The organism is Streptomyces sp. NPDC127106 (assembly GCF_042677605.1).
Taxonomy (GTDB): Bacteria; Actinomycetota; Actinomycetes; order Streptomycetales; family Streptomycetaceae; genus Streptomyces.
In genome coordinates this window covers 46,189-56,750 of record NZ_JBHXTC010000026.1, presented here as the reverse complement: position 1 = coordinate 56,750, position 10,562 = coordinate 46,189, and the positions used below count along the sequence as shown (strand labels likewise).

Genomic DNA, 10,562 nt, shown 5'->3' with positions numbered 1-10,562 from the left:
TGTTTTTTTTTTTTCGTGTTGGGGGGGGGTTTTTTACCCCCCCCCCCCCCCCCCCGCTCCCCTGCGTCAACTTCCGTCCACCAGACGCCCGACGGGGAGCCGGAGCGTGGTCACCGCGCCCCCGTCCGGCGCGTTGGCGAAGTCCAGGGTGATCTCCAGGACCGCTGCTTGGCCGGCGACGATGGTCAGGCCCAGCCCGTGGCCCCGGCCGCGGCCGGGGTCTCCGGTGCGGAAGCGCTGCGGGCCCTGTTCGATCAGCCGGTCCGGGTAGCCGGGCCCGTGGTCCCGTACGGTCACCACCGGCCCCTCGACCGTCACCTCGATCGGCGGGGCGCCGTGCCGGTCGGCGTTGACCAGCAGGTTCGCCAGGATCCGGTCGAGGCGCCGCCGGTCGGTGAGCACCTCCATGTCGCGGACCACCCGTACCGACACCTCCAGCCGGGTCGCGGCGGCCGCCCGCCGCACCGCCCGGCCGAGTTCCACCCGGGCCAGATCTGCGTGCTCGACGCCGGAGTCCAGGCGGGAGATCTCCAGCAGGTCCTCCGTGAGCCGGTGCAGGGCCGCCAGCCGGTCGTTGATCATCTCCTTGGGGCGGCCCTCGGGCAGCAGCGCGGCCGCGGCGAGCGAGCCGGTCAGCGGGGTCCGCAGGTCGTGCGCGACATCCGCGGTGAACCGCTTCTCCGCCTCCAGTCGCTCCTGAAGCGACTTGGCCATGGTGTTCAGGGCCTGGGCCACGTCCTGTACCTCGTCGCGGTGCGCGCCCTCACCCGCGGCGTCGGGGATGTCGACCCGGGCGTCGAGGTCGCCGGCGCTGATCCGGCGGGCGACCGCGGCGGTGGTCGTCAGCCGGCTGCTGATCCGGTTGGCGAGGAACAGGCCGGCCAGTGCCACCACCCCGGCGGCGATCGCGGCGGAGGCCAGGATCGCGGCGTCGAGGTCCCGCAGTCGGCTGCGCGTGCTCTCGTACGGGACCCACACGGCGAGGGGCTTGCCGTCGGCGGGGCCGGCGGCCCACATGACGGGCCGGCCGGCGTGCGCGCCGACCATGCTGCCGGTCCGCCCGCGGGCGACGAGCCCCCGCAGCGGTCCGGGCAGGTCGGGTGGGTCGAGGGCGACGTTCAGGTGGCCGTGGGAGGTGCCGTACTGGTACTCGGTCAGGGCGTGGTCCAGGTCCCGGTCGGCGTCCTTGCGGACCTCGCCGACGACCTGCCGGGCGACCACGTTGTGCACGAGGATCCCGAGCACGGCGGCGACGGCGCAGCACACGGCCGTCGTGGTCAGAGCGATCTTCCAGCGCAGACTGCTCGTCACCCGCATGGTGGGCCGCCCCTCAGCCCCGGATCGCCGCGCACGGGGTGGAGCCGGCCTTCAGCGTGGGGCAGTCGTCGAGGGTCAGCTCGGACAGGTCCATGGCCCCCGTCTCGGGGTTCCACACGTAGTCCGAGACGGACACCTGCTTCGGGTTCGAGGTCGGCTCGCGCAGCGCCAGGTGCTCGGCGGCGACCTCCACGCCCTCCAGGACCCCGCGCCGCGACAGGATCCGGGTGACCGAGCCGTCGTCCCGGACGGTGTAGACGCGCAGTTCGCTGATCCGACCGTCGATGTCGACGGCGGTGATCAGTTCGTCGCGCCCGTCGCCCGTCACGTCGTGCAGCACGGGCGGGCGCACCGGGCAGTCGGGACCGCCGTCCACAGCCTGTGTGCAGCGTGCGAGCCGCCGCACCGCCCGGGGGTCGACGAGGCGTCCCGTGCCCCCGTCCTGCCGGGCGGCGGCGGTGATGTCGGCCCGTACGACGGCCAGTGCGTCCACGTCGCGCATGGTGCGGCCCGTGGCCTTGGGCAGCCCGGGGACCACCGCCGCCGCACCGGGCTGCTCGCCGGGGCCGGGCGGGGAGGGACGGATCTCCTTCCACAAGGACTGTGGGGCGTGCACGGTCCCCAGGTCGCCGTCGTCGCGCAGCCCTTGCACATCGGCGCACCCGGCCGCGGTCGCGAGGGCGGCGGCGAGGGCCGGGGCGGCCACGGCGCGGCGGTGCCGGCGGCGCGGGAAGAGGGACCTCATGCCCCGATGCTCTCCCGGCCGGGCCCCGACAGCCGGGCGGACGGCCCGTTCGGGGGATCCCTCCTGGCCCTCCGGCCCCCTGGGGCGCGGTCAGGGTTCGGACGAGGCGATGCCGCGCGCGCAGGCGACCTCCTGGCGGACCGGCTCCAGGACGGACGCCGCGTCGCCGGGCTGCTCGGAGGGGGGCCGCAGCCGGTCGGGTGTCCGGGTGGTGCGCACTCCGTCGGCGAGGGCGTGCAGGTCGGAGGTCAGTGCCGTCACCTCGGCGGGCCGGGGCTCGGGGGCCCCGTGGTTGACGCGGACCCGGGCGGCGGTGGTCGCGTCGACGATCCGCTCGACGGCGACGACCAGCGGCCACCACGCCGCGGCCCGCGTTCCGGTCGGCGGTGGCTCGGTCAGCGCCCGCTGGAACTCGCTGCGTACGGACGACAGGTCGCGGTAGAGGCGCCGGCGGGCCTGGAGCCGCACGGTCCGCGCGGCCCGCAGCCCGGCCGCAGTGTCGGGCGGCGGGCCGCCGAAGGCCCGTTCCACGTAGCGGGCGGCGTCGTCGACGGTGTCGGCGAGCCGGTCCCCGATCCGCGTGTGCCAGCTCTCCGGCCACAGCAGGTAGCCGAAGACCAGGGTGATCGCACAGCCGATCAGGCTGTCCAGCAGCCGGGGCCGGATGAGGTCGAAGCCCTGGTGGTTGAGGAGGTCCGACAGCAGCAGGATCACCGGGGTGATCGCGGCGGTCTGGAAGGCGTACCCCTTCGCGGAGAACGCGGGGATCAGGGCGGCGAGGACGGCCATGACCGGGACGTCCCACCAGCCGCGCGGCACCTCGGCGAGCACGGCGGCCGCGACGGCGAGTCCGCCCACGGTGCCCAGGGCGCGCAGCACGGCCCGGGAGAACACCGACCCGAAGTCGGGCTTGAGGACGAAGGTGACGGTCAGGGCCACCCAGTAGGAGCGCTCGACGGGCACCAGTGAGACCAGCGACTGGGCCAGCCCGATGCACAGGGCGAGCCGCAGCCCGTACCGCCAGGACGCCTCGGACAACATCATGTCCCGCGCCGCCTGTCGGGCCCGGACGTGCAGGGCGGTGGGGCGGCCCAGCCGGTCGTCGTCGACGCTGCGCAGGGTCGGCTCGGGCAGGTGCACGACGGCCGTGGCGTGCCTCAGGGCCGCGTCCAGGGCCCGTTCGGCGGGGGTGTGCGGCGCGGGCAGGTCCAGTTCGGGCGGCTCGGTGCGGCCCTCCTCCACGGCCCGGCCGAGGTCGCGGACGGCCGCCGCGATGCCCGGGGGTAGCGGGCGGCCGCGCAGGTGCACGGCGGGCGCCGCCTCGACGAGTGGGATCACCACGTTCAGTTGGGCCAGCAGCCGGACCAGTGAGGGGCTGCGCCCGTGGACGCGGGCGCGTCGGCCCAGGATCAGGTCGTAGGCCTGGTTGAGGGTCTGGGTGACCTGCCGGCGGCGGTCGTCGTAGTCGGGTCCGCCGGCGGCGTCCAGTGCGTCGGCGAGGGCCAGATAGGTGGCGGCGACGGCGGTGCGCTCGGGCTGTCGCCCCCGCAGCGGCCAGCCCAGCAGGGTCAGGGCCAGCACGAACAGGCCGCCGGTGGCGAGCAGGAGCGGGGCCGTCCACCAGGGCTGCGGCAGCGGCAGTCCGGCCCCGACCACCGCGTTGAGCAGGAGCAGCAGTCCGGAGACGGAAGCGACCGTGCCGATCGAGGAGATCATCCCGGAGGCCAGGGCGATCAGGGTGAGGACGCCGACCGCGAGCCAGCCCCGCCCGAAGACGAGGGTGCCGAGTGCGACGCCGACCGCGCCGAACAGCTGCGGTACGGCGATGTTGAGGATCCGCATCCGGTAGGCGTCGGCGGTGTCGCCGATGACCCCCGAGAGGGCGCCCATCGAGACGAGCGCCCCGTACTCCGGCTCGTCGAGGGCGAAGCCGACCGCGAGCGGGACGGAGAGGGCGATGCCCGCACGGACCACGGCGGCCCACGGGACGGGCGCGCTGTCCGGCCGCAGGCCCGAGAGCAGCCAGGCGGGCGGGGCCAGCGGGTGCGGCCGGGCTCGGCGTGAGGGTATGTCTTCGGTGCGTTCGGTGCCCATGGGTGCTTCCGTGCCGCCGCTCGCTCGTAGGGTTTTCGGTTCTTCTGTGCGGTTGCGGGATCTCTGTGCCGTTGCGGGTTCTCTGCGTCGTTCTGCGTGCTTGGTACCTTCCGAGCTTATGGGGTCCGGCGGCGCCGGCCGGCCAGCCAGGCGGCGAGTGCGACGGCCAGTCCGATCCCCAGGACCACCCAGGCGGTGGTGCGCAGGAACGCGGTGAGTGCGTCGTACACGGCGCCGGCCGCCGCCCGGTCGATGTCGGCGGGCAGGTCGTCGAGGGTGAGCCGGCGGCAGACGGACACCGCGATCCCCAGCAGGACGGCCCCGAAGGCCAGTCCCAGGCCGGTGGCCGCTACGGCCCGGCGGCGGTTCACGGCGACGGCGACGGCCGCCACGGCCAGCAGCACGGTCAGCACGGGCAGCCAGACACCGGCGATCTGCAGCATGCGGAAGCCCTTCCGGAGCGCGCCCAGGTTGTCGTACTCCATGACCGTCACCGCCACGTGGGTCACCGGGATGCGGTCGGCGAACGGCACCTCACCGGCGATGAGTTCCGCCCGCACCTGCTCGATGACCGGGGCGAGGTCGATGGTGACGGCGTTGCCGTCGCCGGTGGTGAGCGCCTGGAGGAAGGCGGCGTGCGCGGCGCGGTTGGCCGCGTCCCAGGCGCTCTGGTACGCGGAGGTACCGGTGAAGGAGCGCATGGCCTCGCCGAGGAGGGACTCGACGCCGCCCTGGAACGGGCCGGCGTCGATCTGCCCGGACAGGGCGCGGGTCACCTGGGTGACGACGACCTGCTGTACCGCCGGGTTCCCGGCCAGCGGGGACATCGCGGCGGTGTAGCGGTCGGCGTCGCCCAGTTCGCGGTCGGCCCAGTACGCGACGGCGCTCGCGGGCACGAGCAGCGCCATGAGCGTGATGAGTACCGCCGCCAGGAAGGTGCGCACGTCACCAGGGAAATCCGCGGCTGTGGCGGGCGCGAGCGGGGGTGCTGCGGGCGGGTGGCGCCACGCCGGTGCCGGTGCCGCTGCCGGTGAAACGGGGTCGGTGTGCCGACGCCTTGGAGCCGAGAGCGAGGTTCCCGGTGCGCCCTGCGTGCCGCGGCGGATCCCCTTGCCAAAAGAATCATGGATATTTAATGTCCAGGTTATGAGGATGAGCGAGGGCGTCGAGTGGGCGCTGCACAGCTGCGTCAACCTGGCCTGGATCGGCCCGGAGCGGGCCGTCCCGGCGGCACGTCTGGCCGCCTGGCACGACCTGCCGGCCGCCTACCTGAACAAGCAGCTCCAGGCGTTGTCCCGGGCGGGCATCCTGACCTCCACGCCGGGCCCGCGGGGCGGCTTCCGGCTCGCCCGCCCGCTGGCCGAGATCTCGCTCATGGACGTGGTCGTCGCCGTCGAGGGCGCTGCCGAGGCCTTCCGGTGCGCCGAGATCCGCCACCAGGGCCCGGGCGGCGGCCCCGCCGTCGACAACGGCCCGGAGTGCGCCATCGCGCACGCCATGGGCCGCGCTGAACTGGCCTGGCGCAAGGCCCTGGCATCGCAGAACCTCGACGACATCCGGCGCGCGGCCGAGCGGCAGACCCCACAGGCGCCGGTGCGGTTGCGCACCTGGTTCGCCGGCCCCACCACCACCTGACGACACCAGCTGACCGAACCGATCGCACGGACCGACGTAACGCCATCGACCGACCCAGGAGCTTGGCAATGACGCGCATCATCACCAATCCGGCAGGCCTGCACAACCCCGTCGACTTCGGCTACAGCCACATCGTCTCCGCCCCCGGCGAGCAGGTCTTCATAGCCGGCCAGTACGGCTCGGACGACAACGGGCAGGTCGTCTCCGAGGACTTCGAAGCCCAGGTCGAGCGGGCCTTCGCCAACCTGCGGACCGCCCTCGCGGCCGTCGGCCTCGGCCCCGCCGACGTCGTCCGGATCGGCACCTACATCGTCGAGCACGACCTGGCCAAGCTGGAGGTGCTCACCCAGCACCTGCACGCCACCTGGGGGGTCGAGCTGCCCGCCCAGACCCTGATCGGGGTCGCTTCGCTGGCCCTGCCCGGGATGCTCTTCGAGGTCGACGCCGTGGCCGTACGCACCGCCCGCCCCGGCAGCTGATCCACTTGCCGGGCGGGGGTGCCGGGTGTGCTCTGGATGGGGGAGAGAGGAGCCCTGTCATGGCACATGCGGCACCCGTCGCCCACCGGCGGCCCCGCGGGCCGACGGCGCAGGCGCACCACCTGGACAGGGGTGCACTGAGCCGGGCCCTGCTGCTCGGACTCGTCTACGGCATCTACGCGGCCTTCATGAAGCGGCAGATGGGCCCGGTCGACGCCGGCAACGTCTTCTACGGGATCCTGTGCGGCGCACTCTTCGCCGCGGTCATGTTCACCCTCGCCCGGGTCGGCCCCCGCATGATGCGGGAGGCGCGGGCGGCGGCGTACGGGTCTTTCGGCGGCATTGCCGTGGGCTACCTGTACAGCCTCACGGGCGACTCCATCTTGCGGTCCAGCTGGGTCGGCTTCATCACGGGCGTCGGGGTCGGAGTGGTGGCGTTCTACCGCTATTACACGCACGAGACCTGACGGGCCAGGGACGATGCCGGTCCCCGTACCCCTTCCTGGGGGCGGGGGCCGGCGTCGTACCGGCCCCCGTGGGCGTCAGTCCTCGGAGGTGGCGGCCGGAACGGGGGACCCGCCGACAGCGGTCCCGCGGGCGGCAGTCTCCTCGGGCTCGGGGGCCTGCGGCTGCGCCTGCTCCGGCTTCGTCCTCGGTGGGGGTGTGAAGCGGGTGACCTCGGCTCGGATCATGGCGTTCAGGGCGGCGTACGGGTCGATGGGCATGCCGGAACCTCACGGTGTTCGGGGGTGTGGGGGGTTGCACGCTGCTGCTCGGCCCGCTCAGCAACGCAACACCACACCCCGCACCGCCCGCACGGGCAACACCGGTTCGGCCACCCCGTACGGGGCGGTGCGCACCGCCCCCGCGGGCGGTTTCACGTGAAACACCGGCTGCGGCAGCTCCCGCGCACCGGGCAGCCCGCGCGTGGCCGGCCGGACGGTGGCCCGTACCTCGGCATCCGACGCGGGGTCCGACTCGCGCTCGGCCGGGGTACCCGGCTCGCTCGGCGTTCCGGAGGGGAGCTGCCGGACCGCATGCGCCCCGCCGGCCGCCGACACGGCGGCTGGACCGGACGCCAACAGGCACAGCAGTGCGACACAGGCTGCCGCAAGGGCCCTGGCCACTGTCGATCGTGCATGCCGTGTCCCGGTCATGGCAGGGGTGTGCCCCGCCAGACCGGGCACCTCCCCATCCCGGCCGCAGAAGCGTCCGACCGGGGGACGAAGTGACTCCCCTCGGCGTCACCTCGCCCGGCCGGGTGAGGGCTCAGCGGGTGCGCCGCTGACCGGTGAGCCGGGCCAGCACGGTGGTCTCACCGCTGACCAGCCGCAGTTGTGCCCGCCCGGGCCGCTGCCCCCGCCCGGTCACCCCGGCGGGCGAGACCAGGTCCACGGTGAAGACGGCGGTACGGCGGTCGGCGCGCGGGATCTCGACGGTCAGGCCGCGCCGCAGCTCGGCGAGGCGGACGTCGGGCGTCGTGACCACGGCCGTCCCGGCCGCGCCGGGCACCGCACTGCCGGTGTCCCAGAGGGCCTCCGTCGACGCGTCCGCCCGCACCGGCACCCCTGCCCCCGTTCCCGTCCCGGCTGCCGTGCCGTCGCCGAGGCCGGGTCCGCCGGGGGCCAGCAGCAGGTCCACCCCCAGGCTGGGGATCTGGAGCCGCAGTGGCCGCGCGGGGCGCAGCGGGGTGATGGCGACGGCCCGGGCGGGCCGGGACCCCTTGTCCGAGGTACGCGGCCGGCGGGCCTGGTCCAGCTGCTCGACGAGCCGCCGGTGCCCGGACAGCCCCAACGCCCGCGAGGGCAGCGCGTCGGCGGAGCCGGCCGCCGCCGGCCGCGCCCCCTCGGTGCTGCGCAGCAGCCCTATTCCGGTGCCCAGCAGAACCGCCGTCAGCACGCCGACCACCCACTTGCCGCGGGGCATGGATTGTCCTCCCGGTCCGATGCACCGGCTTCGGCGGCCGGTTCTCCTGAGAGCAGTGGACTCTCTCCCTGCCTCCCGGCACCGGTGGCAACGCCGAGGATTGACGCCCCGTCATAGCCGTGACAGCCCCGGAGGAGCTGCGTTGTCCCAGTTGGCGGCGGGTGCGCGGGACGTTCCCGCAAGCCGGGACACGTACGCCCGAACGGACTAGCGGGCGTGGCGGAAGGAGGACCCGCCCGGGTCGCCCAGGACCACCCCGAGCATCCGCCGCGACGTCACGAGGGCCGTACCGGGCGCGTCAGGACACCACGAACGCCACCGCCGCCACCCCCATGAGGGCGGCGGCGAGGTGGACGACCGGGTGGCCGTGGTCGCCGTGCCAGAGCTGGCGGACCAGGCCGCCGAGGGCGGCCAGGGTCGCGATGACGGCGACCTGGGCGAGCAGGGTGACGGTGGTGAAGGGGGCCAGCAGCAGGGCGGCGGAGTTGAGCCAGAACGGGACCGCTCCCGTCCAGCCCCGCCACCGGCGGATCGCCGATCGCGCCCGCACCTGCGCCGGTGGCTGCGTCCGCGCCTGCGTCCGTGTGCGTGGCTGCGTCCGTGCCTGCGTGCGTGCCTGCGTCCGCGTCTGCATGGATCACCGGCCCCTCATCATCAACTCGCCGGCGCAACAGCCTCCTTGGGGGCGGCGGCGGGGACAAGTGCCCGTTCGGCAAGAAAACCGAAGGCCAGGCCGAAAGTCGTCCACATCGCGGCCTGGATGGCCAGGGTCGCGAGGCGGAACTGCCACAGCAGCGTGCCGGGGAAGTCCGCCGGGACCTCGTCGACGGCGGGCAGGAACACGTACGAGACCACGACGGCCGCGACGAACGCCAGGGAGGCGACGACCGAGGCGTTCCAGTTGCCGAGCCGGGGTGCCAGGCGGCGGCCCAGGATCAGCGCCCCCGCACCGAGCAGCATGCTCAGCGCGATCATCAACAGGAACAGCACCGTCCTGCGCGTGGCGGTGTCGGGGTCGCCGACGGCCGGCGGGTTGGAGGGGTACTTGAGGAAGGGGACCAGGACGACGGTGACGAACAGGCCACCGGCCACCAGCGCCGCCGTGGCCTTCGGACCGAAGCGGCCGATCCGGCCCAGGGCGTAGCAGAACACGAGGGCGGCGATGCCGCCGAGCGCGACGCCGTACAGGAGGGTGCCGGTGCCGAGGCCGGCCGTGGCCTGGAGGGCTCGGCTGACCGGAGCCTCCTCGGCGTGGTCGTGTCCGCCTGCGGCCGCCTCTTCCAGGGCGATGGCAGCGTCGACCCGGGACTCGCCGATGAGGTAGGCGACGAGGAAGGCGGCCACGCCGGCGAGCAGGCCGGCCAGCATGCCGCGGACCAGCAGGATGCGGGGGGAGATGTGGTTCATGGACTTCCCTTGATCAGTTGACCAGGTGACCAGATGGCCAGTTGACGGTTGACCGGTTGATCAGTGGCAGGGGAAGCCGAGCAGGTGGCGGCCGTCGTGCATCCACTCGTGGATGGTGTCGCCCTCGAAGAGCGCGGTGGCGCCCTGCTCGACACCGACGAGGTAGAGCAGGGCGAGCATCAGGACGCCGACGAAGAGGGCCCAGGGGGCGAGCGCGGAGAGGGAAATCGGGGCGACGGCGGCAGGGGCCGTCGTGGGCACGGCGGAGTCGGCCATGTCAGTACCTCCAGGGGGAACACGCGTCCCGGTCAGTGGTGCTCGCAACGACGCCGCGGGTCTGACTTCCCTCCCCTGCGGGAGGGTTCACAGTGGCGCGACCGTGCCGGGATCTCACCGGGCTTCCGTCGGACCGTCGTCATGTTCGGTTGTCGTCCGAGACCGTACCGCGCTTATGCTCCCTTTATGAAGAGCGGCGTAGTACGAGTTCAGTTCGTTACCCGGCCGTTCGACGTATCCGCGCGGCAGGGGCGTTTCGGCCACGGCGAACCCTGCCCCGGTCACGAGGGCCTGCGCGGCCAGGACACCGGGCAGTGGGCGGGCCGCACCCTCGACGAGGTCGCCGCCGAGGACCCCGAGAGCATCCGGCGCTGGCTCACCGACCCCGCGTACGCACCGCCCGGCGGTGGGGAGTCCGTCGCCGGACTGGTCGCCCGGGTCGGCGCCGCACTGGCCGACCTGCCCGCGGGCACGCACCGCCCCGTGGTCGAGCAGGCCGTCGTCCGGGCGGCCGTGGTGCACGCCCTGGAACTGCCGCTCCCGGCCTTCTGGCGGCTCGACGTACGGCCCGACACCGTCACCACGCTCACCGGTCGGGCCGGCCGCTGGAACCTCCTCCTCGGCCGGATCGACCGGGCCGACGACACAGACCGGGCCGACGACGCCGACGGCGACCGCTGACG

The 10,562-nt window shown here is 74.0% G+C and carries 13 protein-coding genes; 4 read left to right on the top strand and 9 right to left on the bottom strand.

What is annotated here, in order from left to right:
* Nucleotides 1-66: 66 nt before the first annotated feature.
* The 4 genes from ACFVGY_RS21800 to ACFVGY_RS21785 all read right to left on the bottom strand — a co-directional run bounded on the left by ACFVGY_RS21800 (nucleotide 67) and on the right by ACFVGY_RS21785 (nucleotide 5,100).
* On the bottom strand, nucleotides 67-1,317 hold the full coding sequence (locus tag ACFVGY_RS21800; protein ID WP_385679808.1) for a sensor histidine kinase: 1,251 nt from the start codon (nucleotides 1,315-1,317) through the stop codon (nucleotides 67-69).
* A gap of 13 nt (nucleotides 1,318-1,330) precedes the next feature.
* The gene (locus ACFVGY_RS21795) at nucleotides 1,331-2,062 is read right to left on the bottom strand and encodes a hypothetical protein (protein ID WP_385679806.1); all 732 of its coding nucleotides are present in this window, start codon (nucleotides 2,060-2,062) and stop codon (nucleotides 1,331-1,333) included.
* A gap of 90 nt (nucleotides 2,063-2,152) precedes the next feature.
* Nucleotides 2,153-4,156, bottom strand: a complete 2,004-nt coding sequence (locus ACFVGY_RS21790; RefSeq protein ID WP_385679804.1) for an FUSC family protein — start codon at nucleotides 4,154-4,156, stop codon at nucleotides 2,153-2,155.
* A gap of 116 nt (nucleotides 4,157-4,272) precedes the next feature.
* Nucleotides 4,273-5,100, bottom strand: a complete 828-nt coding sequence (locus tag ACFVGY_RS21785) for a hypothetical protein (protein WP_385679802.1) — start codon at nucleotides 5,098-5,100, stop codon at nucleotides 4,273-4,275.
* Between the two features lie 208 nt (nucleotides 5,101-5,308).
* Between ACFVGY_RS21785 and ACFVGY_RS21780 the strand changes: the two genes are divergently transcribed.
* From ACFVGY_RS21780 to ACFVGY_RS21770, 3 genes are all read left to right on the top strand, one after another.
* Nucleotides 5,309-5,791: an RrF2 family transcriptional regulator gene (locus ACFVGY_RS21780; protein WP_385679870.1), complete on the top strand. Its 483-nt coding sequence runs from the start codon at nucleotides 5,309-5,311 to the stop codon at nucleotides 5,789-5,791.
* 68 nt (nucleotides 5,792-5,859) lie between these two features.
* Entirely contained in the window at nucleotides 5,860-6,270 is a 411-nt protein-coding gene (locus tag ACFVGY_RS21775) for a RidA family protein (RefSeq protein WP_385679800.1), read from the top strand.
* Nucleotides 6,271-6,329: 59 nt separating this feature from the next.
* Complete coding sequence (locus tag ACFVGY_RS21770) at nucleotides 6,330-6,737, top strand: hypothetical protein (RefSeq protein WP_385679798.1); 408 nt, start codon at nucleotides 6,330-6,332, stop codon at nucleotides 6,735-6,737.
* A gap of 75 nt (nucleotides 6,738-6,812) precedes the next feature.
* On the opposite strand, the gene ACFVGY_RS21765 is transcribed toward ACFVGY_RS21770, so the two are convergent.
* From ACFVGY_RS21765 to ACFVGY_RS21745, 5 genes are all read right to left on the bottom strand, one after another.
* Nucleotides 6,813-6,995, bottom strand: a complete 183-nt coding sequence (locus ACFVGY_RS21765) for a hypothetical protein (RefSeq protein WP_385679796.1) — start codon at nucleotides 6,993-6,995, stop codon at nucleotides 6,813-6,815.
* Between the two features lie 544 nt (nucleotides 6,996-7,539).
* Nucleotides 7,540-8,196, bottom strand: coding sequence for a hypothetical protein (locus ACFVGY_RS21760; RefSeq protein ID WP_385679794.1), 657 nt, complete (start codon nucleotides 8,194-8,196; stop codon nucleotides 7,540-7,542).
* 298 nt (nucleotides 8,197-8,494) lie between these two features.
* On the bottom strand, nucleotides 8,495-8,830 hold the full coding sequence (locus ACFVGY_RS21755) for a hypothetical protein (protein WP_385679792.1): 336 nt from the start codon (nucleotides 8,828-8,830) through the stop codon (nucleotides 8,495-8,497).
* 20 nt (nucleotides 8,831-8,850) lie between these two features.
* Nucleotides 8,851-9,603, bottom strand: coding sequence for a CbtA family protein (locus ACFVGY_RS21750; protein ID WP_385679790.1), 753 nt, complete (start codon nucleotides 9,601-9,603; stop codon nucleotides 8,851-8,853).
* A gap of 60 nt (nucleotides 9,604-9,663) precedes the next feature.
* Nucleotides 9,664-9,879 carry a CbtB-domain containing protein gene (locus ACFVGY_RS21745; protein ID WP_385679788.1) on the bottom strand — a complete coding sequence of 72 codons (216 nt, stop codon included), beginning with the start codon at nucleotides 9,877-9,879 and terminating at the stop codon, nucleotides 9,664-9,666.
* 186 nt (nucleotides 9,880-10,065) lie between these two features.
* Here ACFVGY_RS21745 and ACFVGY_RS21740 point away from each other — a divergent pair, with 186 nt between their 5' ends.
* The gene (locus ACFVGY_RS21740; protein ID WP_385679786.1) at nucleotides 10,066-10,560 is read left to right on the top strand and encodes a histidine phosphatase family protein; all 495 of its coding nucleotides are present in this window, start codon (nucleotides 10,066-10,068) and stop codon (nucleotides 10,558-10,560) included.
* The last annotated feature ends 2 nt before the right edge of the window (nucleotides 10,561-10,562 follow it).

Excerpts from the sequence above, each read along its gene's own strand:
- ACFVGY_RS21770 (WP_385679798.1), top strand. The coding sequence starts at position 6,330 with ATGGCACATGCGGCACCCGTCGCCCACCGGCGGCCCCGCGGGCCGACG.
- ACFVGY_RS21795 (WP_385679806.1), bottom strand. The coding sequence starts at position 2,062 with ATGAGGTCCCTCTTCCCGCGCCGCCGGCACCGCCGCGCCGTGGCCGCC.
- ACFVGY_RS21765 (WP_385679796.1), bottom strand. The coding sequence starts at position 6,995 with ATGCCCATCGACCCGTACGCCGCCCTGAACGCCATGATCCGAGCCGAG.
- ACFVGY_RS21760 (WP_385679794.1), bottom strand. The coding sequence starts at position 8,196 with ATGCCCCGCGGCAAGTGGGTGGTCGGCGTGCTGACGGCGGTTCTGCTG.
- ACFVGY_RS21740 (WP_385679786.1), top strand. The coding sequence starts at position 10,066 with ATGAAGAGCGGCGTAGTACGAGTTCAGTTCGTTACCCGGCCGTTCGAC.
- ACFVGY_RS21775 (WP_385679800.1), top strand. The coding sequence starts at position 5,860 with ATGACGCGCATCATCACCAATCCGGCAGGCCTGCACAACCCCGTCGAC.
- ACFVGY_RS21780 (WP_385679870.1), top strand. The coding sequence starts at position 5,309 with ATGAGCGAGGGCGTCGAGTGGGCGCTGCACAGCTGCGTCAACCTGGCC.
- ACFVGY_RS21745 (WP_385679788.1), bottom strand. The coding sequence starts at position 9,879 with ATGGCCGACTCCGCCGTGCCCACGACGGCCCCTGCCGCCGTCGCCCCG.
- ACFVGY_RS21790 (WP_385679804.1), bottom strand. The coding sequence starts at position 4,156 with ATGGGCACCGAACGCACCGAAGACATACCCTCACGCCGAGCCCGGCCG.
- ACFVGY_RS21755 (WP_385679792.1), bottom strand. The coding sequence starts at position 8,830 with ATGCAGACGCGGACGCAGGCACGCACGCAGGCACGGACGCAGCCACGC.
- ACFVGY_RS21750 (WP_385679790.1), bottom strand. The coding sequence starts at position 9,603 with ATGAACCACATCTCCCCCCGCATCCTGCTGGTCCGCGGCATGCTGGCC.
- ACFVGY_RS21800 (WP_385679808.1), bottom strand. The coding sequence starts at position 1,317 with ATGCGGGTGACGAGCAGTCTGCGCTGGAAGATCGCTCTGACCACGACG.